The sequence below is a fragment of the Streptomyces sp. P9-2B-2 genome, from assembly GCF_030406865.1.
Classification (GTDB): domain Bacteria; phylum Actinomycetota; class Actinomycetes; order Streptomycetales; family Streptomycetaceae; genus Streptomyces; species Streptomyces platensis.
The window spans coordinates 1876571-1901221 of sequence record NZ_CP129126.1; the positions used below are offsets into that span (position 1 = coordinate 1876571).

29 protein-coding genes are annotated in these 24651 nt (G+C 72.2%); 14 read left to right on the top strand and 15 right to left on the bottom strand.

Annotated features, from left to right (window positions below; translation table 11 throughout):
• Nucleotides 1–199: 199 nt before the first annotated feature.
• On the top strand, nt 200–616 hold the full coding sequence (locus QT196_RS08055) for an ATP-binding protein (protein WP_290354662.1): 417 nt from the start codon (nt 200–202) through the stop codon (nt 614–616).
• Nucleotides 613–804 (top strand): hypothetical protein, encoded by a 192-nt coding sequence (locus QT196_RS08060; RefSeq protein ID WP_127149986.1) that lies wholly within the window; start codon nt 613–615, stop codon nt 802–804. Before QT196_RS08055 ends, QT196_RS08060 begins: the two co-directional genes overlap by 4 nt.
• A gap of 70 nt (nt 805–874) precedes the next feature.
• On the opposite strand, the gene QT196_RS08065 is transcribed toward QT196_RS08060, so the two are convergent.
• From QT196_RS08065 to QT196_RS08095, 7 genes are all read right to left on the bottom strand, one after another.
• The gene (locus tag QT196_RS08065; RefSeq protein WP_290354663.1) at nt 875–1960 is read right to left on the bottom strand and encodes a mechanosensitive ion channel family protein; all 1086 of its coding nucleotides are present in this window, start codon (nt 1958–1960) and stop codon (nt 875–877) included.
• Between the two features lie 262 nt (nt 1961–2222).
• The gene (locus QT196_RS08070) at nt 2223–2765 is read right to left on the bottom strand and encodes an arginine repressor (protein WP_042157018.1); all 543 of its coding nucleotides are present in this window, start codon (nt 2763–2765) and stop codon (nt 2223–2225) included.
• Nucleotides 2766–2773: 8 nt separating this feature from the next.
• Nucleotides 2774–4009 carry an acetylornithine transaminase gene (locus QT196_RS08075; RefSeq protein WP_290354664.1) on the bottom strand — a complete coding sequence of 412 codons (1236 nt, stop codon included), beginning with the start codon at nt 4007–4009 and terminating at the stop codon, nt 2774–2776.
• Nucleotides 4006–4944 carry an acetylglutamate kinase gene (gene argB, locus QT196_RS08080; RefSeq protein ID WP_168478267.1) on the bottom strand — a complete coding sequence of 313 codons (939 nt, stop codon included), beginning with the start codon at nt 4942–4944 and terminating at the stop codon, nt 4006–4008. Before argB ends, QT196_RS08075 begins: the two co-directional genes overlap by 4 nt.
• A gap of 150 nt (nt 4945–5094) precedes the next feature.
• A complete protein-coding gene (gene argJ / locus QT196_RS08085; RefSeq protein ID WP_168478268.1) occupies nt 5095–6291 on the bottom strand; it encodes a bifunctional glutamate N-acetyltransferase/amino-acid acetyltransferase ArgJ in 1197 nt (398 codons plus the stop codon).
• Between the two features lie 64 nt (nt 6292–6355).
• Nucleotides 6356–7384, bottom strand: a complete 1029-nt coding sequence (argC, locus tag QT196_RS08090) for an N-acetyl-gamma-glutamyl-phosphate reductase (protein ID WP_290354665.1) — start codon at nt 7382–7384, stop codon at nt 6356–6358.
• 155 nt (nt 7385–7539) lie between these two features.
• Nucleotides 7540–7731 carry a DUF1059 domain-containing protein gene (locus QT196_RS08095; RefSeq protein ID WP_290354666.1) on the bottom strand — a complete coding sequence of 64 codons (192 nt, stop codon included), beginning with the start codon at nt 7729–7731 and terminating at the stop codon, nt 7540–7542.
• 123 nt (nt 7732–7854) lie between these two features.
• On the opposite strand from QT196_RS08095, the gene QT196_RS08100 reads away from it, so the two are divergent.
• The 3 genes from QT196_RS08100 (at nt 7855) to QT196_RS08110 (ending at nt 10358) form a co-directional block, all read left to right on the top strand.
• The gene (locus tag QT196_RS08100; RefSeq protein WP_266736062.1) at nt 7855–8943 is read left to right on the top strand and encodes a class I SAM-dependent methyltransferase; all 1089 of its coding nucleotides are present in this window, start codon (nt 7855–7857) and stop codon (nt 8941–8943) included.
• Between the two features lie 87 nt (nt 8944–9030).
• The gene (locus tag QT196_RS08105) at nt 9031–9780 is read left to right on the top strand and encodes a LuxR C-terminal-related transcriptional regulator (RefSeq protein WP_168478277.1); all 750 of its coding nucleotides are present in this window, start codon (nt 9031–9033) and stop codon (nt 9778–9780) included.
• Between the two features lie 125 nt (nt 9781–9905).
• Nucleotides 9906–10358 (top strand): nuclear transport factor 2 family protein, encoded by a 453-nt coding sequence (locus QT196_RS08110; RefSeq protein ID WP_168478278.1) that lies wholly within the window; start codon nt 9906–9908, stop codon nt 10356–10358.
• 17 nt (nt 10359–10375) lie between these two features.
• Here the strand turns inward: QT196_RS08110 and QT196_RS08115 are convergent, their stop codons facing one another.
• Both QT196_RS08115 and QT196_RS08120 read right to left on the bottom strand, forming a co-directional pair.
• On the bottom strand, nt 10376–10738 hold the full coding sequence (locus QT196_RS08115) for a DUF4333 domain-containing protein (protein ID WP_168478279.1): 363 nt from the start codon (nt 10736–10738) through the stop codon (nt 10376–10378).
• A 5-nt stretch (nt 10739–10743) separates the two neighbouring features.
• Nucleotides 10744–11448 (bottom strand): hypothetical protein, encoded by a 705-nt coding sequence (locus tag QT196_RS08120; RefSeq protein ID WP_266736058.1) that lies wholly within the window; start codon nt 11446–11448, stop codon nt 10744–10746.
• Between QT196_RS08120 and QT196_RS08125 the strand changes: the two genes are divergently transcribed.
• Nucleotides 11443–11655, top strand: a complete 213-nt coding sequence (locus QT196_RS08125; protein ID WP_168478280.1) for a hypothetical protein — start codon at nt 11443–11445, stop codon at nt 11653–11655. The two genes, QT196_RS08120 and QT196_RS08125, sit on opposite strands and share 6 nt — an antisense overlap.
• A 12-nt stretch (nt 11656–11667) precedes the next feature.
• On the opposite strand, the gene QT196_RS08130 is transcribed toward QT196_RS08125, so the two are convergent.
• The 3 genes from QT196_RS08130 to QT196_RS08140 all read right to left on the bottom strand — a co-directional run bounded on the left by QT196_RS08130 (nt 11668) and on the right by QT196_RS08140 (nt 14338).
• Nucleotides 11668–12237 (bottom strand): histidine phosphatase family protein, encoded by a 570-nt coding sequence (locus tag QT196_RS08130; RefSeq protein ID WP_168478281.1) that lies wholly within the window; start codon nt 12235–12237, stop codon nt 11668–11670.
• A gap of 43 nt (nt 12238–12280) precedes the next feature.
• Complete coding sequence (locus QT196_RS08135) at nt 12281–12733, bottom strand: GNAT family N-acetyltransferase (RefSeq protein ID WP_168478282.1); 453 nt, start codon at nt 12731–12733, stop codon at nt 12281–12283.
• Between the two features lie 99 nt (nt 12734–12832).
• Entirely contained in the window at nt 12833–14338 is a 1506-nt protein-coding gene (locus QT196_RS08140; RefSeq protein ID WP_266736053.1) for a PLP-dependent aminotransferase family protein, read from the bottom strand.
• On the opposite strand from QT196_RS08140, the gene QT196_RS08145 reads away from it, so the two are divergent.
• On the top strand, nt 14337–15326 hold the full coding sequence (locus QT196_RS08145) for a DMT family transporter (protein WP_290354667.1): 990 nt from the start codon (nt 14337–14339) through the stop codon (nt 15324–15326). The two genes, QT196_RS08140 and QT196_RS08145, sit on opposite strands and share 2 nt — an antisense overlap.
• Before the next feature lie 209 nt (nt 15327–15535).
• Nucleotides 15536–15745 (top strand): DUF1918 domain-containing protein, encoded by a 210-nt coding sequence (locus tag QT196_RS08150; RefSeq protein WP_290354668.1) that lies wholly within the window; start codon nt 15536–15538, stop codon nt 15743–15745.
• An 87-nt stretch (nt 15746–15832) separates the two neighbouring features.
• Here QT196_RS08150 and QT196_RS08155 read toward each other — a convergent pair whose 3' ends face one another.
• Complete coding sequence (locus QT196_RS08155; protein WP_168478284.1) at nt 15833–17062, bottom strand: family 10 glycosylhydrolase; 1230 nt, start codon at nt 17060–17062, stop codon at nt 15833–15835.
• Nucleotides 17063–17220: 158 nt separating this feature from the next.
• On the opposite strand from QT196_RS08155, the gene QT196_RS08160 reads away from it, so the two are divergent.
• From QT196_RS08160 to QT196_RS08185, 6 genes are all read left to right on the top strand, one after another.
• A complete protein-coding gene (locus QT196_RS08160) occupies nt 17221–18078 on the top strand; it encodes a 3-hydroxybutyryl-CoA dehydrogenase (protein WP_290356625.1) in 858 nt (285 codons plus the stop codon).
• A 222-nt stretch (nt 18079–18300) separates the two neighbouring features.
• Entirely contained in the window at nt 18301–18771 is a 471-nt protein-coding gene (locus tag QT196_RS08165; RefSeq protein WP_290354669.1) for a DUF4334 domain-containing protein, read from the top strand.
• A gap of 92 nt (nt 18772–18863) precedes the next feature.
• A complete protein-coding gene (locus QT196_RS08170) occupies nt 18864–19955 on the top strand; it encodes an NAD(P)-dependent alcohol dehydrogenase (protein WP_290354670.1) in 1092 nt (363 codons plus the stop codon).
• A 218-nt stretch (nt 19956–20173) separates the two neighbouring features.
• Entirely contained in the window at nt 20174–20869 is a 696-nt protein-coding gene (locus tag QT196_RS08175; RefSeq protein ID WP_168478292.1) for a hypothetical protein, read from the top strand.
• Nucleotides 20870–20950: 81 nt separating this feature from the next.
• Entirely contained in the window at nt 20951–22033 is a 1083-nt protein-coding gene (locus tag QT196_RS08180) for a protein kinase family protein (protein ID WP_290354671.1), read from the top strand.
• Between the two features lie 352 nt (nt 22034–22385).
• Nucleotides 22386–22643, top strand: coding sequence for a hypothetical protein (locus QT196_RS08185; RefSeq protein ID WP_168478294.1), 258 nt, complete (start codon nt 22386–22388; stop codon nt 22641–22643).
• A 30-nt stretch (nt 22644–22673) separates the two neighbouring features.
• On the opposite strand, the gene QT196_RS08190 is transcribed toward QT196_RS08185, so the two are convergent.
• Together QT196_RS08190 and QT196_RS08195 are read right to left on the bottom strand one after the other, a co-directional pair.
• Nucleotides 22674–23204, bottom strand: a complete 531-nt coding sequence (locus QT196_RS08190; protein WP_085925922.1) for an NUDIX domain-containing protein — start codon at nt 23202–23204, stop codon at nt 22674–22676.
• Between the two features lie 68 nt (nt 23205–23272).
• The gene (locus QT196_RS08195; RefSeq protein WP_168478296.1) at nt 23273–24610 is read right to left on the bottom strand and encodes a transcriptional regulator; all 1338 of its coding nucleotides are present in this window, start codon (nt 24608–24610) and stop codon (nt 23273–23275) included.
• Between the last annotated feature and the right edge of the window lie 41 nt (nt 24611–24651).

Genomic DNA, 24651 nt, shown 5'->3' on the forward strand with positions numbered 1-24651 from the left:
CGGACAGCGGCGAAATTTCCGGTCGACCGTACTGCACACGGTGGCGGATTTTCCTCATGGCATATGACAGCCCGTCGTTGGATGCATACAGGGCGTCGCTGATCGGAACGGTGCAGCGGCCCTAAGGAGAGAGGCCCGCCTCCACCCCCTGTTCGGGGAAGCGGGCGGCACCTCACAGCCCACCACCGACGAGGTCCTGATGACCATGACCGCATCCCGCCCCACCGGGCACCCCGGATACATCGAAACGCTGCTGCGCAGACCCGAGAGCGTGGCCACCGCCCGCCGTCTGGTGCGGACTGCGTTGGCGGCCTGGGACATGGAAGAACTGGCCGACGACGGAGCCTTGGTGGTCTCCGAGTTGGTGACCAACGCCGTGCAGCACGCACGGAGCGAGGTGATCCGGCTGGTCGTCAGTCGCCCCGGCCCGACAACAGTGCGGATCGGAGTGGTGGACAAGTCAAAGGCCCCTCCACAGCACCGCCCGTCAGGGAACGAGGACGACAGCGGGCGCGGCCTCGTGCTCGTGGCGGGACTGGCGGATGACTGGGGCACCGACCTGCTCCCCTGGGGCAAGCGGGTCTGGAGCGAACTGCACAGGAAGGACAGCCGGTGAACGGCGCGGGGAATCCCTGGGTGGGTGATCTGGTACATGACGAGGATGCCGACCGGACCGGCATCATCAGCGACGTACGCAAGGGCGTCTACGTGCTACGGCCCGATACCGGGCCGGGCGAATGGTTCTGCAGTGCCCCCGACCGGCTGACGCTGATTGTTCCTCGCGAAGAACGGCGTGACAGCTGAACTGCGGTGCTGCGCCCGACCGCCCCGGCGGTGGAAGACCCGCACGGGGCGGCCGGGCCCGCCGGCGCCCCTACGGCACCGGCGGCACCGTGTCCGACAGGTCCCGCTGATGCGGTATCACGATCTCTTCCGGCTTCTGAAGTGCCACGGTGCGTGCCGGGGAGGGAATGCGGATGCCCTCGGCCCGGTAGCGCTGGTGCAGGCGCTTGATGAACTCGTGCTTGATCCGGTATTGGTCACTGAACTCGCCGACGCCCAGGATCACCGTGAAGCTGATCCTGGAGTCGCCGAAGGTGTGGAAGCGGACGGCCGGTTCATGGTCGGGGTCGCCGCCGTCGACGTCCTTCATCACGCTCTCGATGACCTCCATGGTGACCCGCTCGACATGGCCGAGGTCGCTGTCGTAGCCGACGCCCACCTGCACCAGGATCGTCAACTTCTGGTCCGGGCGGGTGAAGTTGGTCATGTTGGTCCCGGCCAGCTGGGTGTTGGGGATGATCACCAGGTTGTTGGAGAGCTGGCGCACCACCGTGTTACGCCAGTTGACGTCGACGACATAGCCCTCCTCGCCGCTGCTGAGCCGGATGTAGTCGCCGGGCTGCACGGTCTTCGAGGCGAGGATGTGCACGCCCGCGAAGAGGTTGGCCAGGGTGTCCTGGAGCGCCAGGGCGACGGCGAGGCCGCCCACGCCCAGCGCGGTCAGGAGCGGGGCGATGGAGATGCCCAGGGTCTGGAGGACCACCAGGAAACCCATCGCCAGCACGATGATGCGGGTGATGTTGGCGAAGATGGTGGCCGATCCGGCCACCCCGGACCGGGACTGCGCCAGGGCCCTCACCACGCCGGTGATCACCCGGGCCGCGGTGAGCGTGACGACCAGGATGAGCAGCACGGTCAGCGTCCGGTTGACGGTGTGTCCGACCGTCGGCGTCAGCGGCAGCGCCGCGGCGGCCGCCGCCAGGCCGCCCGTGAGCGCCGCCCAGGGCACAACGGCCCGCAGTGCGTCGACGAGGATGTCGTCCCCGCTCCAACGGGTCTTGAGTGCGTGTTTGCCCAGCCAGCGCAGGGCCACCCGCAGCAGCAGTCCGGCCACGATGCCGGCGGCGAGCGCGGCGCCGGCGACGATCAGGTCGTGCAGTGTCACCGCGCGGTTCACCGGCCGGCTCCTCCCGCGACCGGGAGGAGCGGACGTGCTATGAGCCGGATGTGATGTCTCGTCACCATGCCACCTGCTTGTCTCTAGGGCTGTGAAGGCGCCGGGACATCCGTGGACGTCCCGGCGCGAACTGCCATCCTGCCGTATGCGGTTCGGCGGGGAGAGAGTGGCTCGGGTGGATGCTCCGCACAACCGCCGCTCGGGGGCGGGACGAGGCGCCCCGGGGGTGACGAGAAGCCCCAGGGAGCGCGTGCGGAGGGGCTCAGTGCGCCTTCTGGGCCAGCCGCAGCAGATGGTCGGCGAGGGCCTGGCCGCCCGCCGGGTCGCGGCTGATCAGCATCAGGGTGTCGTCGCCGGCGATGGTGCCGAGGATGTCGTGGAGTTCGGCCTGGTCGATGGCCGAGGCCAGGAACTGGGCGGCGCCCGGCGGGGTGCGCAGGACCACGAGGTTGGCGGAGGCCTCGGCGGAGATGAGGAGTTCGCCGGAGAGGCGGCGCATCCGCTCCTCCTTGGCGGACTCCCCCAGCGGCGCCCGTGGCTTGCGGTCGCCGCCCTCGCTGGGCACCGCGTAGATCAGCTCACCGCCGGTGTTGCGGATCTTCACCGCGCCCAGTTCGTCCAGATCGCGGGAGAGCGTCGCCTGGGTGACGGACAGGCCGTCGTCGGCGAGCAGCTTGGCGAGCTGGCTCTGGGAGCGGACCGGCAGCCGGTTGAGGATGTCCACGATCCGGCGGTGGCGGGCGGTGCGGGTCTGCGGTACGGCCTGGCCGCCGTTCTGCGCCTCGTTGTCCTGCGGCTCGGTCATCGTTGTCGTCAGTCTCCGGCTCGTCGTTCCCCGTCGGCCCCTTGGCGGGCCGTGTTGAGGACGGCGGGCAGCTTCCGGAGGAACTCCTCCGCCTCCTCGTCGGAGACGATCAGCGGCGGGGCGAGCCGGACGACGTCCGGCGCGACCGCGTTCACCAGGAGGCCCGCGTCCTGAGCCGCCTGCTGCACCTGCGGCGCGAGCGACTCCGTCAAGACGATACCCAGGAGCAGCCCCACACCGCGGACCTGGCTGACCAATGGGTGGCCCAGCGCCTCGGTCCCGGTACGCAGCCGCTCGCCGACGCGCTTGACGTTCTCCAGGATGCCGTCGGCCTCGATGGTGTCCAGGACGGCGAGCGCGCCGGCGCAGACGACCGGGTTGCCGCTGAACGTCGAGCCGTGCGAACCGGGCGTGAGCAGGTCGGCGGCCCGGCCGAAGGCCAGCGTCGCGCCGATCGGCAGTCCGCCGCCGAGGCCCTTGGCGAGGGTGACGATGTCCGCCTCGACGCCCTGCGCCTGGGACTCCAGCCAGTGTCCGGTCCGGCCGATGCCGGTCTGGATCTCGTCGAGGACGAGCAGGGTGCCGGTGGCGGCGGTGATCTCGCGGGCGGCCCGGAGGTAGCCGGGCGGCGGGACGATGACGCCGTTCTCGCCCTGGACGGGCTCCAGGATGACGAAGGCGGTGTCGGTGGTGACGGCGGTGCGCAGCGCCTCCACGTCCCCGTACGGGACGTAGTCGACGTCGCCGGGCAGCGGGGCGAAGGGGGCCTGCTTGGCGGGCTGGCCGGTGAGCGCGAGGGCGCCCATGGTGCGGCCGTGGAAGCCGCCGGCGGTGGAGACCATATGGGTGCGCCCGGTCAGCCGGCCGATCTTGAAGGCGGCCTCGTTGGCCTCGGCGCCGGAGTTGGAGAAGTAGACCCGGCCGGGCCGTCCGGCCAGCGCGAGCAGGCGCTCGGCGAGGGTCACGGTGGGCTCGGCGACGAAGAAGTTCGAGACATGGCCGAGGGTGGCGACCTGGTCGGAGACCGCGCGGACCACCGCCGGGTGGGCGTGCCCGAGGGCGTTGACCGCGATACCGCCGAGGAAGTCGAGGTACTCCTTGCCGTCGGCGTCCCACACGGTGACGCCCTCACCGCGGACCAGCGGGATACGGGGGGTGCCGAAGTTGTCCATCATGGCGCCCTGCCAGCGCCCGGTGAGGCCCGCGTTGGTCGGCGGGCCGTGGGTGTGTGCCACGTCGCTCATGTCGCCCCCTCGATCGTGTTCGCGTCCGGCACGACCATCGTGCCGATTCCCTCGTCGGTGAAGATCTCCAGCAGGATCGAGTGCTGGACCCGCCCGTCGATGACCCGGGCGGTGTGCACCCCGTTGCGGACGGCGTGCAGACAGCCGCGCATCTTGGGGACCATGCCGCTGGCCAGGTCGGGCAGCAGCTTCTCCAGTTCGGTGGCGGTGAGGCGGGAGATCACCTCGTCGCTGTTCGGCCAGTCCTCGTAGAGGCCCTCGACGTCGGTGAGCACCATCAGCGTCTCGGCGTCGAGCGCGGCGGCCAGGGCGGCCGCTGCGGTGTCGGCGTTGACGTTGAAGACACCGGAGGCCCCCGAGGCGCCGGAGGCGGTGTCCTCCTCGTCGCTGCTGCGGGCGATGGAGGAGATGACCGGGATCCGGCCGTCGTCCAGCAGCGCCTGGACCGCGCCGGGGTCGATGGCGGTGATCTCACCGACCCGGCCGATGTCCACCCGCTCGCCGTCGACCTGGGCGAAGTGCTTGGTCGCGGTCATCAGATGGGCGTCCTCGCCGGTCATGCCGACGGCGAGCGGGCCGTGCTCGTTGAGCAGTCCGACCAGCTCGCGCTGCACCTGGCCGGCCAGCACCATCCGTACGACGTTCATCGCCTCGGGGGTGGTGACCCGCAGGCCGCCCTTGAACTCCGACTCCAGGCCGAGCAGGTCCAGCTGGGCGCTGATCTGCGGGCCGCCGCCGTGCACGACGACGGGGCGCAGCCCGGCATGCCGCAGGAAGACCACGTCCTGCGCGAAGGCGCGCTTGAGCTCCTCGTCGATCATGGCGTTGCCGCCGAACTTGATGACGACGGTCTTGCCGTGGTGACGGGTCAGCCAGGGCAGCGCCTCGATGAGGGTGCGGGCCTTGGGCAGCGCGGTGTGTTTGCGTGCGCTCATGCGCCGGCCTCGCTTCGCTCGCCCTGCTGTGAGCACAGCGCGCACCTGTCCATGAATCGTTCGCTCCGCTCACTCATGCGCCGGCCTCGCTTCGCTCGTCCCGCTGTGAGCACAGCGCGCACCTGTCCATGAATCGTTCGCTCCGCTCACTCATGACGAGTACGCGCTGTTCTCGTGGACGTAGTCGGCCGTGAGGTCGTTGGCCCAGATGACCGCGGACTCGGTGCCGGCGGCGAGGTCGGCGGTGATGCGGACCTCCCGGTAGCGCATGTCGACCAGCTCGCGGTCCTCGCCCACCGAGCCGTTCTTGCAGACCCAGACGCCGTTGATGGCGACGTTCAGCTGGTCGGGCTCGAAGACGGCGGACGTGGTGCCGATGGCGGAGAGCACCCGGCCCCAGTTGGGGTCCTCACCGTGGAGGGCGCACTTGAGGAGGTTGTTACGGGCGATGGAGCGGCCGACCTCGACCGCGTCGTCCTCGCTCGCCGCGCCGACGACCTCGATCCTGATGTCCTTGCTGGCGCCCTCGGCGTCCCCGATCAGCTGCCGGGCGAGGTCGTCGCAGACCGCGCGGACCGCTTCGGCGAAGTCGTCGGCGGCCGGGACGACGCCGGAGGCGCCGGAGGCGAGCAGCAGCACCGTGTCGTTGGTCGACATACAGCCGTCGGAGTCGACCCGGTCGAAGGTGGTACGGGTGGCCGCGCGCAGCGCCGTGTCGAGGCCGGCCGACGGCACATCCGCGTCGGTGGTCAGCACGACGAGCATGGTGGCCAGGCCCGGGGCGAGCATGCCGGCGCCCTTGGCCATCCCGCCGACGGTCCAGCCGTCCTTGGTGACGACGGCGGTCTTGTGCACGCTGTCGGTGGTCTTGATGGCGATGGCGGCCTTCTCACCGCCGTGCGGGCTGAGTTGGGCGACGGCCTTGTCGACGCCGGGCAGCAGCTTGTCCATCGGGAGCGTGACGCCGATCAGGCCCGTCGAGCAGACCGCGATCATGCCGGCGTTGTGCCCGCCGGTCTCGTCGTACCCCGCGGTGTTCAGCGACTCCGCGACCTTCTCCGCGGTGGCGTGGGTGTCCTGGAAGCCCTTGGGGCCCGTACAGGCGTTGGCGCCGCCGGAGTTGAGGACGACGGCGGTGAGCTCTCCGCTCTTCAGTACCTGTTCCGACCAGAGCACCGGCGCCGCCTTGACGCGGTTGGAGGTGAAGACACCGGCGGCGGCGGTCCGGGGCCCGGTGTTCACCACGAGGGCGAGGTCCGGATTCCCGCCGCTGCCATTGGCAAGAGGGGCTTTGATCCCGGCCGCGATGCCCGCCGCCGTGAATCCCTGTGCTGCCGTCACGCTCACTGCATGTCCTCCGTCGCTTCTCCGGTCCCGCCGGTCCCGCCGTGCCGCCCCGTGCCGTCGCGGGTCACGGCGCGACCCCGACCTTCGGGAGCCCCGTCCCCTCGGGGAGGCCCAGGGCGATGTTCATGCTCTGCACCGCGCCGCCCGCGGTCCCCTTGGTGAGGTTGTCCAGGGCGCTGATCGCGATGATCCGGCCGGCCGCCGCATCGAAGGTCACCTGGATCTGCGCGGTGTTGGAGCCGTACACGGCGGCGGTCGACGGCCACTGCCCCTCGGGCAGCAGCTGGACGAACGGCTCGTCGGCCAGCGCCTTCTCGTACGCGGCCCGTACGGCGACGGCGTCCACACCGGGCTTCGCCTTCGCCGAGCAGGTGGCGAGGATGCCGCGGGACATGGGCGCCAGGGTCGGGGTGAAGGAGACGCTGATGCGCTCGCCGGCCACCGCGCTCAGGTTCTGGATCATCTCGGGGGTGTGCCGGTGGCTGCCGCCGACGCCGTACGGGCTCATCGAGCCCATGACCTCGGAGCCCAGCAGATGCGGCTTGAGGGCCTTGCCCGCGCCGGAGGTGCCGGTGGCCGCCACGATCACGGCCTCGGGCTCGGCGAGCCGGTCCGCGTACGCGGGGAACAGGGCGAGCGAGACGGCCGTGGGGTAACAGCCCGGGACCGCGATACGCCGGGTCCCCTGGAGCGCGGCGCGCCCCCCGGGCAGCTCCGGGAGCCCGTACGGCCAGGTGCCCGCGTGGTCGGAGCCGTAGAACGCCTCCCAGTCCGTGGCGTCGCTCAGCCGGAAGTCGGCACCGCAGTCCACGACGAGGACATCGGGCCCGAGCTCCTCGGCGACCGCGGCGGACTGCCCGTGCGGCAACGCGAGAAACACGACCTCGTGCCCGGCCAGGACCTCGGCGGTGGTCGCCTGGAGCTCCCGCTCGGCCAGCGGAGCCAGATGCGGCTGGAGCGCCCCCAGCCGCTGCCCGGCATTGGAATGCCCGGTCAGCGCCCCGATCTCCACCCCCGGGTGCCCCAGGAGCAGACGCAGCACTTCACCCCCGGCATACCCACTCGCCCCGGCCACTGCCGCTCGTACCGTCATGGACCCTCCTCCTTGATGGCATGACTATACGGAATCCAGCAGTTTTATGCAATGGCTGGTGGGGCAAGGCGACTGAGGCCACCCGGGCCCCGAGCCCGCCCCCACACGACCGCCGCCCCCACCAGGGACGGCGTGTCCGTGCCCGTGCCCGTACCTCAGGCGTGCTGGGGGATCTCGTTCTTCAGGGAGGACCTGATCTGTTCGCGTAGTTCCGGGCCGTCGGTGTGGCCGTGGACGGAGACGGCGTGCTCGGTGGCGGCGCGGAGGACTTCCTCTTCCTCGCCGGTGATGACGAGGGTGCAGTTCATCTCGCTCGGGTAGTCCCGGCAGTCGATCTTCTTTCGCATGGTGCACCTCCTGCTCTTCCTCCAGTGTCGGCCGGTCGCGGCCGCCGGCCGTATACGGCGAATCCCGTATGGCGCGCGGGGTGGCGGTGCTGGTGCAGTGAAGGGGACGAGGAGGTGAGAGCCATGGCGACGTCCGCCGGTGCCGGCTCGCGCGGGGCGCTGGATCAGGAGCGGGTGCAGGCGTTCCTGGAGCGAGTGATCACCGACAGCGGGGCCGCGGTCGCCGGTCTGTGCACCTCGCTCGGTGACCGGCTCGGCCTGTACACGGCCATGGCCGGTGCCGGGCCGCTCACCTCCGCGCAGCTCGCCGCCCGTACCGGGCTGGTCGAGCGCTATGTCCGCGAATGGCTGGCCGCGCAGGTCGCCGGCGAGTACGTCAGCTACGCGCCGGACACCGACACCTACCTGCTGCCCGCCGAGCACGCCGCGGTCCTGGCGGACCCGGAACTGCCCACGTACGCGGCGGGCTTCTTCACCGCGATGCAGGCGCTCTACGCCACCGAGGACGCCCTGATGGAGGCCTTTCGTACCGGTGAGGGCGTCGGCTGGGAGGAGCACAGCTCGGCGCTGTTCGCCGGTACCGCGAAGTTCTTCCGCCCCGGCTACGCGGCCGCCCTGGTCCCGGAGTGGCTGGCCGCGCTGGAGGGCGTGCGGGAGAAGCTGGAGCAAGGCGCACGCGTCGCGGACGTCGGTTGCGGCTACGGCTACTCCACGACGCTGATGGCGCGGGCCTTCCCCCGGTCGGAGTTCCACGGCTTCGACTTCCACCGCCCGTCCATCGAGGCGGCCCGTGGCATCGCGGACGAGGAGGGGCTGGCCGACCGGGTCAGCTTCGAGGTCGCCACCGCCCAGGACTACCCGGGCGAGGACTTCGACCTGATCACCTTCTTCGACTGTCTGCACGACACCGGCGATCCGGGCGGTGCGCTGCACCACGCCGAGGAGGCGCTGGCCGACGGCGGGACCTGCATGGTCGTCGAGCCGAACGCCTCGGGGAACGCCCAGGAGAACGTGCACCCCGTCGGCCGGGCGCTGACCGCCGCCTCGGTCGCCGTCTGTCTGCCGTCCGCACTGGCCCAGCACGGGCCGCGGGCACTGGGAAACCACGCGGGTGAGGAGACGATGCGGGAGATCGCCGACGAGGCCGGACTCCACCGCTGGCGACTCGCCGCCGAGAGCCCCCTCAACCGCGTCTATGCCGTCGGGCGTTAACGCGTCTGACGCGCCCGGCCGGTCTTCCCCCGGCCGGCCGGGTGGCCCTCATTTGACGGGCCCCGGCCCCCTCGGCACGCTGGATGTATGAGCGCGGCCGCGGAGGCCGGCCTGCGACGGATTCTCGCCGTCGTGGACCTCCTGATCGATGCCGTCGACGAGGAAACCCTTGTTCCGGCACTGCTTCCGCTGCTGCTCGGCGCCGTTCCCGGCGACAGCATCATCTGGTCCCCCCGCGCCGGCACCGCCGACCGGCCGCTCACCCTGCCCGCCGGTCTGCTGACCCCGGACGTGCAGGCGGCGTTCGCGCGGGAGGCGGCGGCGGACTCCCTCGTCACCCACACCACCCTCGGTTCCGGCACCCCGATGCGGCGCTCGACGCTGCAGACCCGCGCCGAGTTCCATGCCCTCGCCGCCTACGCCGAGGTCTACCGGCCGTTCGGCGCCGAGCAGCAGCTCGCGATGTCGTTCCCGGCGGGGTACGCCGCCGGCCGGCCGCGGAAGGTGTGCGTGGCGATCAGCCGCAGTGGCAGCGACTTCTCCGACGACGATGTGGCGGCCGCCGCCCTGCTGCGCACCCGGCTCAATCACGTGCTCCACCGGCTCGCCCCGCCGACACCGCCGCCCTCCCTCGTCACCCGCCGCGAGTCGGCCGTACTCGCCCTGCTCGCCCGGGGCCTGACGAACCAGCAGATCGCCCGCCGGCTGGAGATCAGCCCGCGCACCGTCGACAAACACCTGGAGCACGCCTACGCGAAACTGCGGGTGAGCAGCCGGGTCGAGGCGGCCAATGCCTGGCTGACGCGCGGGCGGACGGCGGTGCCGCTCGGGCCGTAGGGCGTATCCGCGACGTGCCGCCCGGCCCGTGCCGCTGCCGCCGATGAGTTTCCGTGCGCGCCGGGGTCTACCCGTCGGACAGAGATTCCGGGGCGCCGCGGCGCCGTCCGACAGGAGGAGACCTCATGACCACCGACATCGACCGCATGACGGACGAAGCGCAGATCCGGGAGCTGCTGGCGGACCGGGCGGCCGCGACGAAGGAGCGGGACGCCCGGCGGTTCCTGGCGACCAGTGCGCCCGACCTCGTGGACTTCAGTCTCGCTCCCCCGTTGCAGTACAAGGGGCCCGAGGCGCGGGACCAGCGGGCCGTCGAGGCCTGGTACGCGACCTGGGACGGACCGATCGAGGTGACCGTGACCCAGCTGGAGATCACGGTCGGCGACGACGTGGCGTTCGGCCACAGCATCAACCGGATGCGCGGGACGAAGACCGACGGCTTCGAGGTGGAGCTGTGGAGCCGGGCCACCGTCGGCCTGCGCAGGATCGACGGCACCTGGAAGATCACCCATACCCATGACTCGGTGCCGTTCCTGATGGACGGGTCGGGGCTGGCCGCCCTGGATCTCCAGCCGTAGCGGACGGCCCCCGCCGGTCAGCGGGGCAGGATGTGGCGCCGGTAGGTGACCAGGTTGTGGCGGACGCCGGTGACCTCCACGGTCAGCTGGCGGTCCGGGCCGATGGGGAAGTGTGCCGTACAGCGCACCGCGTCGTACCGCACGGGCCGCAGGTCGCCGGAGCAGCGCACCGCGTCGGGCCCGTTGCGGAACGGCAGGGTGAGCTGGCCGCTGATCGTCCGGGCGATCTCGGTGCGCGGCACGGTGTGGGTGCCGCCGTCGACCTCGCTGGTGGCCTCGCGGGCGCGGAACCGGGCGGCGGTCAGCGCGAGCACGCCCGCCACCGCGAGGGCCGTGAGGAGACCGAGGAGCAGGACGCGCCGGGGCGGATGTGCGCTCACCGCCGTCAGCCCCGGTCGCCGCGGGCGCGCCGGCGGCGGACCAGGGCGCCCCCGCCGGCCGCGGCCAGCAGCACCACTCCGCCGAGCGCCGTGGCCGCCCGGCCGGATCCGGCCGTGCCGCCGAGGCCGGTGTCCGCGCCGCCCTGCGGGACGACCTCCGTGCCGTCACCGGAGACGACCATGGTGCCGGTGAGGGTGCGGCGGCCGTCGCCGGAGCCCTTTCCGTGCTCCGATCCGTCGGTGTCGCCGTGCTCCGTGCCGTATGCCTCGTCGTATTCCCCGGTGCCGGCCCGGTCCGCTTCCGTGGCGCTCTGCCGGGCTCCGGACGTACCGCCGCAGGTGATGGTGACCTGGTACGAGCCGGGGGCGGTGCCCGCCGGCATGATCGCGCTGCCGCCCATCCGGTCGTTCCGGGAGCTCAGCTGCATCGTGGGGATGTCCGCGCCGTCGAAGGTGGCCTGCGCGCTGTCGCCGGAGCAGGTGCCGCCGTCGTTCACGGAGAAGGCGCCGCCCGGTGCCACCGGGTCGGGCTCGACGACCACCGCCTGCGAGGTGTCCACGGCGGGGCCGGCCTCGGTGACGGTGTCGGTCACCGTGCCGGAGGCGGCCTCGGTGGCGGCGTCCGCGCCGTCGCCGTCACCGAAGAGCAGGACGGACACCACCAGCGCGCCGGCCGCCAGGGCATACAGAGGAATGTGGCGTATGTGCATAGACCGAGCGAAGCGCCCGCCCCGGCGGTGCGCACCTCGATGGGGTCCGCCGCCCGGGTCCAACTGCCCCCGAAGGCACCCGCCTTCCTGGTCTTTCCGCAGGTCAGACGGGTGCGTACGCCCCGGACGGCGGAACCCGGCGGCTGGGCTTTCCGGGTGGTGCGGCCGGGCGGGCCGGGCACGCCCCGGGCGGACGGCGGCGGGTGACCGGGCGTCGGCTCACGCCTCCAGCAGGAGGTCCCACTTGCCGGGCCGGCCGGTCAGAGTGATCACCGAGAGCGGCTGGACGTCGATCCGCCAGTACGCGTGCGGCGGCGCCTTGAGCACATAGACCAGGGCGGCGCGGACGACGGCGGGTTCGGCGACCGCGAGCAGCCCGGCGGCGTCCTCGGCCGGCCGGGTGTCCAGCCAGCCGCCGATCCGGGTGATGAACTCCAGCAGCGACTCCCCGCCGTGCGGTGCGGAGCGCGGATCGGCGAGCCAGGCCTCGACGGCGCGGGGTTCGGCGGCGGTCACCTCGCCCAGGGTGCGGCCGCGCCAGCGCCCCATGTCGCAGTCGCGCAGTGCCGGCTGGGCGAGCGGCCGGAGCCCGAGGGCCTCCCCGGTCTGCCGGCAGCGGGCGGACGGCGAGCAGTAGCGGAGCTCGGCGGCGGCGAGCCGGCACAGGACGGGGGCCGCCCGCTCCGCCTCGTGCCATCCGGCGGCGTCCAGCGGGCGGTCGTCGTCGAACCGGGTCTCCAGCAGCGTGGAGTTACGGACCGCGGCGAGCAGCTTGAGTCGAACGCTCATCCGCCGATGGTAGGAGCAGCGGCGCCCGTGTGGTCCCAGTTGATCAGATATCGACAGGACCCGGGTCGATCAGCCCGAGGGTCATCCACTGCTCCGGGGAGACCAGGGAGCGGAAGCCGACCTTTTCGTACACCCCGTGGGCGTCCTTGGTGGAGAGCGTCAGCCGGCTCAGCCCGGAGGGCGTCAGATGGTCGGCGATGGCCTCGATCAGCGCGGTGCCCAGGCCCCTGCCGCGGTCGTCGCGGCTGATGTAGACGTCGCAGAGCCAGGCGAAGGTGGCGTGGTCGGTGACCACCCGGGCGTACCCGGCCTGGCGGCCGGAACCGGAGGCGTACAGACCGAAGTTGAGCGAGCCCGCGACGGCACGGTCATGCAGCTCCCGGGGGCGGTCCACGGCCCAGTAGGCGTCGGTGGCGAGCCAGTAGTGGACCAGGTCGGCGTCCAGGCGGGCCGGGTCGGTGGAGATCTCGTAGCCGTCGAGGGCGTGGGCATTCATGCCGGGAGGTTGGCAGAAGGGCGGGTCCGGCGTCGAACCGGTATGCGAAGGGGCGGGGCCGGGGATTGGCGGCGGGCCCGCCGCGCCCCCTCATCCCGGTCAGCGCACCGGTACTCCCAGCTCCTCGCACGCCGTCCGGAGGCGGCGCACGCCCTCGGTGATCTCGCCGGTGCCGGACGCCGAGGCGAAGCTCAGCCGCAGATGCGCGGCGGGCGGCTCGGCGGCGAAGTACGGGCGGCCGGCCGCGACCGCGACGCCCGCCCGCAGCGCCGCGCCGGTCAGCGCCGCCTCGTCGGTACCGTCCGGCAGCCGCAGCCAGAGGTGGTAGCCGCCCGGCGGGACGTACAGGCCGCCGGGCGCCGGGTCGTGCCCGTACGCCGGACCGGGCCCCGCCTCCGGCCCGGCGAGCGCGGGCAGCTCGTGGTGCAGCGCGGCGGTGAGGGCGTTCCGGCGGGCGGTCAACTCCCCCGCGATCAGCCGCAGATGGCGGGGCCAGGAGGGCGAGCCGACGAGTTCCAGGGCGGCTTCCTGAAGCGGCCGGGGCACGAAGAAGCTGTCCACGACCTGGATGGCGCGCAGCCGGTCGAGCACCGGTCCGCGGGCCGCCAGGGCGCCCACCCGCAGATTGGCGGAGGTGGCCTTGGTCAGCGAGCGGACATGGACGACCGTGCCGTCCCGGTCGTCCGCGATCAGGGTCGGCGGGAGCGGGGGCGTGTCACCGTGGACCAGCAGGCGCGCGAAATCGTCCTCGATCACGAAGGCGCCCGCCGCCCGCGCCACCCGCAGCACCTCGCGCCGCCGCTCCGCGGCCAGCACCGCGCCGGTCGGGTTCTGGAACAGCGGCTGGCAGACGAAGAGCCGTGCGCCGCTGACGCGGAAGGCGTCGGCGAGCAGATCCGTCCGGACCCCGTCCGCGTCGAGCGGTACGGGCACCGGGCGCAGCCCGGAGGCGCGGGCCACGGCCAGCATGCCCGGGTAGGTCGGGGACTCGACCAGCACCGGGGCGCCGGGCGCGGCGAGGGCCCGCAGCGCGGCGGTCAGCGCACTCTGGCCGCCCGCCGTGATCAGGACGTCGCTGGCGGCGAGCGGGCCGCCGGACCCGGCGATCTCCCGCGCGAACCAGGCCCGCAGCTCCGGCACCCCTTCGACCGGCGGCCGCCCCCAGGCGCCCGGCCGGCGTCCGGCCCGGGCCAGCGCGGCGCCCAGGGCGCGTTCGGGCTGGAGATCGGAGTGCAGATAGCCGCCGTTGAGCTCGATGACGCCGGGGCCGGGGACGGCGAGGGTGGCCACCACGCCCGCGGCGTCGACACTGCGCGGCACCTGGTCGCCGGCCGGCTCCGCGCTCAGCGCGATCTCCTGCCAGGAGGTGTCGACCGGCCGGGGCGCCTCGCTGCGCGGCTCGGCCCGGAAGGCCCCGGCGCCCGGCCGAGTGGTGACCAGTCCCTCCGCCGCCAGCTCGGCCAGTGCGCGGGAGACGGTCACCGGGCTCACCCGGTGCCGCTCCACCAGCGCACGGCTGGACGGCAGCTTCTCTCCGGGAGAGTAGCGATTCAGCTCCGTACGCAGGATCGCGGCCAGTTCGGCACCACTGCTACGCTCTTGCATGAGAGCCAACGATAGCGCTACTGCCACCGCCACGATAGCGGTCAGCACCCCGGACCCCGCCGGGCAGGGCACCCGGACCACCGCCGGGCCGCAGACCCCGGCGCCCGCCGCCACCCCCGCCCGTGGCGCCCTCGCCAGCCGTGGCGCCCTGCTCGCCGTCCTGGGCGTGGCCGCGTTCTCGCTCACCTTCCCCGGGACCGCCTGGGCGCTGGAGGGCATGGGCCCCTGGACGGTGGTGATGCTGCGCAGCGTGCTGGCCGCCGTAGTGGCCGGTGGCGCGCTCGCCGTCTTCCGGGTGCGCCTGCCGGAGCGGCGCCACTGGGCGGGTATCGCGGTGGTCGCGGGCGGTGTCGTCCTCGGCTTTCCGCTGCTGACCACCCTGGCCCTGGAGACCTCCACCACCTCGCACGCGGCTGTCGTGGTCGGCCTGCTGCCGCTGACCACGGCCGCCTGCTCGGCCGTACGGACCGGGGTGCGGCCCTCGCGTACGTTCTGGATCGCCTCGCTGGTCGGCGCCGCCGTCGTCATCGGCTTCGCGGTGCAGCAGAGCGGCGGGGCGTTGGGCCGCAGCGATCTGCTGCTGTTCGCGGCGCTGCTGGTGTGCGCGGCCGGGTACACCGAGGGCGGCCGGCTGGCCCGCCACATGCCGGGCTGGCAGGTGATCGGCTGGGCGCTGGTCCTGGTGCTGCCGGTGACGGTGGCGGGCGCCGCGCTGGCGCTGTCCACCGAGCCGTTGCGGCTCACCGTGCACTCGGTCGGCGGACTGCTGTGGCTGGCGTTCGGCTCGCAGTTCCTCGGGCTGGTCGTCTGGTACCGCGGGATGGCCGCGATCGGCATCCACAAGGCGAGCCAGCTCCAGCTCGCCCAGCCGCTGCTGACCCTGGTCTGGTCCGTACTGCTGCTGGGCGAGCGGCTGCCGCCGGCCGCTCCGGCGGCGGCGCTGGCGGTCCTGGCGTGCATCGCGGTCACCCAGCGGACCCGCGGCTGACCGGCGCCGGGCACCGACCGGAATGGGGCGGCTCGGGACTTACCGGGTGCAGCCGTCCCTTACCGACGTAAACTTGCCGCGAAGGCGGATACCGCCGTCCGGGCTGCTCCAGGCCCGTAAACCGTTGAAACCGTTGGCCGTTCAACCGTTGGCCGGCACGCCGTCGGCCGAACCGGTCGCACGGCCGCCCCGAAGCGGGGAGGACTCTCATGCACGCAAGCAGGGGCGACCGGCTGGTGGTGCACGGCAGGACCGTCGGGCATCACGACCGGGTTGTCGAGATCATCGAGGTGCTGGGCACGAACGGCGACCCGCCCTACCGTGTCCGCGGTGAGGACGGGCATGAGGCGATCATGTCGCCCGGCCCCGACTGCGTCGTCCGGCACGGCAAGACCACCGACGTGGACGCCGGCCGGTAGCCGGACCCCGTACGCGGAACGCCACCGCGGCCGCGCGGACGGTGCCACCGCCCGCGCGGGCCGCCTCTGGTCCCTGTCCGCCGGGCCTCAGGACCGCGCCGCGCTGCCGTAGTGGTCGCGCACGACCCGCGCCATGGCACCGGCCCGGTCCCTGGCCACCTCCTTCGCCGAGAAGTAGACATGGCCACCCACCTGCGGATAGCGGGCGGCGAAGGTGAGGTGGCGGGAGATTTCGGCCGGGTCCTTCCAGGCGGCGGGCTGGGTGTCACCGGCCTTGTAGAGAGCCTCGCCGATGTAGAGGTCCACATCGGTGCCGTCGACGGTCCGCGCCCACCACGGCACGAGTTCGGCGTAGTCGGCGGGCGCGGAGCCGAGGGGCCAGTAGACCTGCGGCACGATGTAGTCCAGCCAGCCCTCGCGTACCCAGCGGCGGGTGTCGGCGTACAGATCGTCGTAGGTCTGCACCCCGGCCTTGGTGCGGGAACCCTGCGGATCGGTGCCCTGATTGCGCCAGACCGCGAACGGGCTGACCCCGAACCGCACCGTGCGCCCGGCCCGCTCGTTCCCGTCCCGGAGCTTGCCGGCCATCTCGTACACCAGCCGGTCGATGTTGTCCCGCCGCCAGGCGGCCCGGCTCGCGAAGCCGCTGCCGTACTCCTCGAACTCCGCGTCGTCGTCGAAGCGCTGCCCGGCGACCGGATACGGATAGAAGTAGTCGTCGAAGTGCACTCCGTCGACGGGGTAGCGCCGCACCGCGTCGAGCATCGCGTCCTGGACGAAGCCGCGGACCTCCGGCAGGCCCGGGTTGTAGTAGAGCTTGCCGCCGTACGGGAGGACCCAGTCGGGGTGCCGGCGGGCGGGGTGGCCGGCGACGAGGCGGCCGGGGTCGGTGTGGTTGGCGACCCGGTACGGGTTGAACCAGGCGTGCAGCTCCAGATCCCGCCGGTGTGCCTCGCGCACCGCGAAGTCAAGCGGGTCCCAGCCGGGGTCGCGGCCCTGCTGTCCGGTCAGATACTGCGCCCAGGGCTCGTACGGGGACGGCCACAGGGCGTCCGCCGTGGGCCGCACCTGGAAGAACACCGTATTGAGCCGGCGGGCGACGGCCGTGTCGAAGTGGGCGCGCAGTTCGCGCTGTTGCTCGGCGGGCCCGAGTTTCGCACGGGAGGGCCAGTCGAGGTTGGCGACGGTCGCCAGCCACATGCCGCGCAGCTCACGGCGCGGCGCCCGGCGCGCGGACGGCGCCGCACCCGTGACGAGCAGCGCGGAAGCCGCCCCCAGCCCGGCCGCGGCAAACGTTCTGCGTGTCATCGGTCGCATCAAAAGTCCCCAAGTTGTCCGGTTCATCCCGTCTGGGGGCTCAGAATGCCCGCCCCGGCACCCGTGGCCCAGCACCGCGCGGAGTAACGTCGGGGCCGAGGCGGGTGCCGGACCCTTACGGCGTACCGCCGGTCCTGAAGATCAGCGAAAGGCACGATGTGACCGACATCGAACGCGTCGGAGTGGTCGGCTGCGGCCAGATGGGCGCAGGCATCGCCGAGGTGTGCGCCCGCGCCGGACTGGACGTCATGGTCGCCGAGACCACCGGCGAAGCTCTGGAGCTGGGTCGTACCCGTTTGACCAACTCTCTCGGCAAGGCCGCCGAGCGCGGCAAGATCACCGCCGCGGAGCGCGACGCGACGCTCGGCCGGCTCAGCTTCACCACCGACCTCGGGGAGTTCGCCGACCGCGATCTCGTCATCGAGGCCGTGGTGGAGAACGAGCAGATCAAGACCGAGATCTTCCAGGTCCTCGACCAGGTGATCACCCGGCCGGACGCCATCCTGGCATCCAACACCTCGTCGATCCCGCTGGTGAAGCTGGCGGTCGCCACCTCCCGCCCCGACCAGGTCATCGGGATCCACTTCTTCAACCCGGCACCGGTCCAGAAGCTCGTCGAGCTGATCCCCGCCCTGACCACGGCCGAGGAGACCATCAAGCGCTCCGAGGCGCTGGTGCAGGACGTGCTGGGCAAGCACGCGATCCGCGCCCAGGACCGCTCGGGCTTCGTCGTCAACGCGCTGCTCATCCCGTATCTGCTTTCCGCGATCCGGATGTTCGAGTCGGGCATCGCCAGCCGCGAGGACATCGACAACGGCATGGAGCTGGGCTGCGCCCACCCGATGGGCCCGCTCAAGCTGACCGACCTGATCGGCCTGGACACCGTGGCCTCGGTCGCCGAATCGATGTACCACGAGTACAAGGAGCCCCTGTACGCCGCTCCCCCGCTGCTCGCGCGGATGGTCGACGCGGGCCGGCTGGGCCGGAAGTCCGGGTCGGGCTTCTATCCGTACTAGCGGGCCCGGCGACACCGTCAAGTGCCGCCGTTCACCGCCGCATTCACCCGAGCGCAGCACCGATGACGGTGCTGCGCTCGGGTGTTGTGGGCGGTGCGGCCGGACGTGGTGGGGGCAGCAGTGCCCGGCCCGCTCCGTACGAGGACATGGCCCGGCAAGCGTCCTTGATCGCTGGCAGACTGGCCCCGACCTGGACGTGGTTCAACAAGGGGAGAGTGCCACATGGACGCCGAGCAGGCCCGTGCCCGAATTGCCGCCCTACAGGCGGCAGATGACATGGTGTCGGACACCGGTGAGTGCGACCGGCTGTGGGCGGCGTTGGAGACCGTACGTCCTGAGGAGATCCTCGGCACCTGGAAGGGCACCGGGATCAGCACCGGCCACCAGGTGGAGGGCCTGCTGGCCCAGGCCCGCTGGTACGGCAAGACCTTCCACTCCGTCGACCGGGTCGAGCCCCTGATCTGCCGGGACGAGCAGGGCGCGCTCTTCTCCCACACCGAGCTGGCCAAGGGCGAAGCGAGCCTGTGGATGGTGGAGTTCCGCGGGGAGACGACCGCCACGATGGTCTACGACGGCCAGCCCGTACTCGACCACTTCAAACGGGCCGGCGACGACACCCTCCTGGGCGTCATGAACGGCAAGAACGTCCTCGATGACGGACGCCACTTCTACTTCCTCCTCGAACGCGCCTGACGCCCCCACCACTTGCCCCGCCGACGGCGCCCACACGGGACGCCCCGTCCCGGCCGGCGCGCACGGCAGCCACGAGCTCAAGGAAGACGTACGTGCGGATACAAGCAGCCCTGGTGGAGTCCCCCGGCGGCCCCTTCACCCTCCACTCGCTTCACCTCGACGCGCCACGGCCGGACGAGATCCTGGTCCGGCTCACCGCCACCGGCATCTGCCACACCGACCTGGCCATGCGGCAGGTCTGGCCCCGGGAACGCCTGCCCATGGTCTTCGGCCATGAGGGCGCCGGTGTCGTCGAGGCCGTGGGAGACGCGGTGACCACCGTCGCCCCCGGTGACACCGTCTGCCTCACCTACCGCAGCTGCGGGGCCTGCGACCCGTGCACGACCGGGGGCCCGGCCTACTGCGAGCAGTCCGGCGCCCTCAACGCCCTCGGCTCCCGGCCCGACGGCAGCACGACGCTGTCGCACACCGACGGCACCCCGGCCTACGGCAGCTTCTTCGGCCAGTCCGCCTTCGCGACACACTGCCTGACCACCGCGAGCAACACCGTCAAGGTCCCCGCGGACCTTCCCCCGACGCTGGTCGCTCCCTTGGGATGCAGCGTCCAGACCGGGGTCGGCACGGTCCAGAACGTCCTCCGGCCGTCGCCGGGCAGCACGCTGGCCGTCTTCGGAGCCGGCAGCGTCGGGCTGAGCGCCCTCATGGCCGCCGTCGCCGACGGCCACACCGTCATCGCCATCGAACCCCTCGCCGCGCGCCGCGCGCTGGCGAAGGAACTCGGCGCCGCGGCCGTCATCGACCCCACCGCGGAGGAGGAGGTGGCAGCTGCTGTCCGCGATCTCACCCACGGCGGAGCGCAGTACGCCCTCGACACCACCGGCCGGCCCGCCGTCGTGTCCCAGGCCATCGGCGCCCTGCGCCAACGGGGAACGCTCGCCCTGGTCGGCATCGGCTCCGCGCAGTTCGACACCATGCCCGTGCTGACCAAGGGCCTCACCCTCCGGGGTGTCACCGAGGGGGACGCGCTCCCCGCCGTGACCATCCCCCATCTGATCAGCCTCCACCGGCAGGGGAAACTCCCCCTCGAAAAGCTCATCACCGCCTTCCCCTTCACCGATATCGAGGCCGCCGCCGAGGCCTCGCTGGCGGGCCACGTCGTCAAACCCGTCCTCACCCTCGGCTAGCCCGTACGGGCCGGACCGCCCCCTCCCCCCCCACCTCGCCTCGCGCCTCCCGGTGCGAGGCGTTGTGCTGTGCGCCCACCACTCATCGCTGACACCTCCCACCATCCCCCAAATCACCCTGAAACCGATCTAGTTGGCGATGTATCCATTTACCGGTCTCATGCGTCTCACTTATGAAGGACCATCACACTCCCCCCACAACTACATACGGAGGACCCATGTACAAGGCCCTGCCCGTGGCCGCGGCGCTCGCGGTGTGCGCGCTCGCCGCCGTACCCACCCAAGCGGCGACGCTCACCACGAAGGGCACCGGGTGGCAGCTCACCACCCAGCTCGGCGTCACCAGCCTCAGCCCCGGCCGCCAGTACACGATCACGTTCGCCACGTCCGCCATGAAGACCCGCTACACGCCCTATTTATCGGCCGCGGTGGCCCAGGCCAAGGCCGCGGGGCTGAAGCTCGCCATCGGCGGCGTCGAACCCGTCAACCCGGCCAAGTGCGGACCCGTGGGGCACATCCAGTTCACCGAGCTCTACCGGCCGCTCGGCCGCCCCGGCTTCAGCCAGGGCATGCCCTGCCCCAACCCGCCCAAGGGCGTCGGCACCGGCGGCATCGTCGCCATCGACTCCGAGTACTGGGACGGCAGCTGGCCGATGCCCGCGTACAAGCTGCGGAACACGCTGGTGCACGAGCCGCTGCACGCCCTCGGCCTGGACCACCCCAACCTGGACCTCAACAAGGACGGGAAGACCGCCGACTACGAATGCCCGGCCAACCCCTCCGGGGAGACCCCGATCATGTGCTCACCCAACGGCGGCTACCGGACCGCCACCGGAATGGGCCGCCTCACCGGCTTCGACCTCAACGGCCTGAAGGCCCTGCTGGCCAACGCCCGCGCCCAGGGCATCACCTAGCACGACCGGTCGCGCGGCCCGTAGGGTCCGCCCCGTACGTACCATCGCCGAGGCCCTGGTGAGGGCACCGAGGAGCGGTTGATGCCTGACAGGGATCCGCCGGAAGCCGCACGCCTGGCCGGTTACGGGGCCGTGGCCACGGAGCTCTCCTTGCTGAGCGACCACCGGCTCAAGGAGCTGGTGGCCTCCGCCGTGCCGCTCGGGTCCGGTATCGGCGGCAGGTCGGCGGAGCTGGAGATCGCGGGGCGGCGCGTCTTCGTCAAGCGGGTGCCCCTGACAGACATCGAATTGCGGCCGGAGCATGTGCGGTCGACGGCGAACGTCTTCGGGCTGCCGACGTTCTACCAGTACGGGGCGGGCTCGGCCGGTTTCGGTGCCTGGCGGGAGCTGGCGGCCCACACCCTGACCACCCACTGGGTTCTCGGGGGCGCGTACGCGGGCTTCCCGCTGATGTACCACTGGCGGGTCCTGCCCGACTCCCCTCCCGAAGGGTTCACCGACGAGTTCGGGGGTGTGGACGGGGCCGTCGCCCACTGGGAGGGATCACCTGCGGTGCGCGACCGGCTGGAGGCCATCGGCCGGTCCTCGGCCGGCCTGGTGCTCTTCCTGGAGCATGTGCCGCACACCCTCGCCGGCTGGCTGGCCGAGCACGGCGACGCCGCCGTGACGGACAGCGGACCGGACTCGCCCTACACCTGGGCGGAGAAGGCTCTGGCGCGCGGGACCGCCTTCATGAGCGCGCACGGACTCGTCCACTTCGACGCGCACTTCGCCAACATCCTCACCGACGGCCGCCGGCTCTACTTCGCCGACTTCGGACTCGCCCTGAGCTCCCGCTTCGACCTGGCGGCCGACGAGACCGAGTTCCTCGCGAACCATCTCGCGTACGACCGCTGCCACACCGTGGCCCATCTGCTCCGTCAGCACCTGCTCGACGACCTGCCCGGCCCCACGGAACGCGCGGCCTTTCTGCGCGCCTGGATCGACGGGCGGCGTCCCGGCGGCCTCCCGCCCGGGATCGCCGCGCTCCTCGACCGGCACGCCCGCCCCGCCGTCGTCCTGGACCGCTTCCACCGCCGGCTGCTCACCGAGAGCAAGCGGACGCCCTTCCCTGCGGCAGAGATCGAACATGCCCTGGCTTCCGGTTCCACACGGGCAGGCTGAGGCCACGGCCCAGAGGCGGCCCACGGGCCGTCCGCCCGCCGCTCGGGGGAGAAACCGGCGGGCGGACCCCGGGCCGGCGGGCGCCCGTCCGCCGGCGTCGGCCCCCGTGGCATCTTCGAGTGAAGCGCGGCGCGGGCGCGTACGGGAGCGTGTGAACCGGCCCTGTCGGGGTGCGCGGTTCACACCCCGTGTGAAGGGCCGCCGCGCCGTCACCCCGGGTCACTTCACACGGGGTGTGAAGCCCAGACCCGTATCTCCCCGCCGCACACGCTCCCGCCCTTCGCCGCAGCACAGTTGACTGAAGGCCCGTACGGACCCCGAAGCAGCCGACCGAAGGAATGAGGAGCGGACCGTGACCGCCCACCCCGAACCCGACCTGGTAACCGCCGACTTAGCTGAGCTGAGGCGTCAGCTCGACGTCCGCACCGCCCGGGTCGACGGCCACCTCGCGCTGCTCGCCCAGCGCTCCGCGCAGTACGAGCGGGACGCGGAGGACCTTCAGGCCCGCGTCACACGACTGGAGAGCACCCGCTGGCCACTGCCGTCCCTCGCCGCGCTCACGGGGCTCGCGGCGCTGGTGGTGGCGGTGTGGCAGGCCCTGGGCCGATGACCGCCGGCCACGGTCACCGGCCGGCACCGGTCAGCCCAACCGGAGGTGATGCAGCATCAGCAGCGCGGCGGCCATGTTGGCGGCCGGCACCTCCCCCCGCGCCACCATGTCGGGCACCAGCTTCAGCGACACCCACTCCCGCCGCTCGGACTCGAAACCGTCCTGCGGCGGGCCGGTGTACTCGCCCTCCTCGGACCAGTAGATGTGATGCCGCGCGTCGGTGAGGCCGTTGGACGGCTCCACCGAGAGCAGATGGTGGAGGGGGCCGGGGCGCCACCCGGTCTCCTCCTCCATCTCGCGGGCGGCCGCCGCCGCGGGATCCTCACCGTCCTCGACGACGCCCGCGGCCAGCTCCCAGCCCCAGGTGTCGGTGATGAACCGGTGCCGCCACAGCAGCAGCACCTCGTTGGCCTCATTGACCACGGTGGCCACGGCGACGGGCCGCATCCGGATCAGATAGTGGTCCAGGTGCCGGCCGTCGGGCAGCTCCACATCGGCCAGATTGACCCGGAACCAGGGATTCGCATAGACGGGCTTTTCGCTGAGATTGTTCCAACGCACGTAACTGCCACCTTCCGCTGTAGGGCCGGCAAGGTGACACGAGCCCGGTCAGGGGCGTGTCTTACGCCCTACAGCGGAACGCGCAGCACCTCGTCGATGAGATCGGCAGCCTCGTCCGTCGCGGAGCTCCCGGTCTCCGCCAGATGTTCGCGCACCGCCCGCAGCCGGTCCCGCAGCCGTTGCGACTCCATGCCGCGGGCCTGCTCCGTCATCTCCGCGGCATTGGCCACGGCCCGGTCCGCATCGCCTTGACGCAGCTCGATATGGGTGAGCATGGCCAGCCGGTGGACCCGGCCGCGGTCGTGCGCGGGGGTGTCGACGGCGGCGTCCGCCTGTTCCCGGGCGGACCGTAAGTCCCCCAGGCTGAGCAGCGCCTCCGCCACCTGTACGTTCACCAGGCCGGGCTGGACATAGCCCGTCTCCGCCGGTTCGAGACCGGGCCGGATACGCTCCGCGGCAGCCTCCGCGCGCCGGATGCAGGACAGCGCGCCGGCGCCGTCGCCGAGCCGGGCGTAGGACTTGGCCTGCATCGCGTAGAGGTCCGCGGAGAGCGCCGGGGTGATCTGCGGACCCGCGGCCCGCAGCGCCGCCTCCGCGAAGGCGACCGCCTGGCGGTATTCCCGTACGAAGAGGGACTGGTTGACCAGCAGCGCGATGACATACGCGCCGAGGCCGCGGTCCCCGCTGGCCTTGGCCAGCCGGAGCGCCTGATGGAAGTAGCGCTGGGCCAGCCCGAGAGAGTCCGAGTCGTACGCGCAGATGCCGGCGACCGCGACCAGTCCGCCGGTCGCCCGGTGGAGCTGACGCCCCGTCGCATCGCTGTAGCTGCCCCGCAGCAGCGGCGCCGCCTCGGCGTTGAGGAATCCCACGATGCGTGCTCTGGTAGCGACACCACCCGCCTTCCGGTACATCGTCTCGTAGTGCGTCCGCGCGGTACGCAGCATCTCGATGTCGGCCATGCCGACCCGGGTCAGCCCGTCGCGCGAGACATCGGAGTCCTCGGGCGGGTTCTCCCACTCCCATACGGGGATGACCGCCGAGGTGCCGGTGAGCGCCGGTGCGTCGAGGATGTGCGGCCGCTGCTGCTCATCGGACCGCCACAGCGCGGTGGCGCGCTCGACGAAGCCGGAGAGCGGGGTGTCGGCGGCCCGCTGCGACCCCGGGCCGCTGAAGCCGATGTCGGCGAGTCCGACCGGCCGGTGCAGCCGTTCGCCCAGGATCTCGCAGATCAGATCGGGTACCTGGCCCCGCGGCCGCTGCCCCTTCAACCACCGGGCCACCGCGGTGTGTTCGTACCGCAGCGCCAGCCCGCGGCACCGGCCGAGCCGGTTGATCCGCGCGGCGAGCCCCGCATGCGAGATACCGGACTCGTCGAGCATCGCGTCCAGCAGGGTGTTGGGCTCCATACCGGCCTCCCGGTGAGCCGGGCCCGTCCGCCGGACCGCGG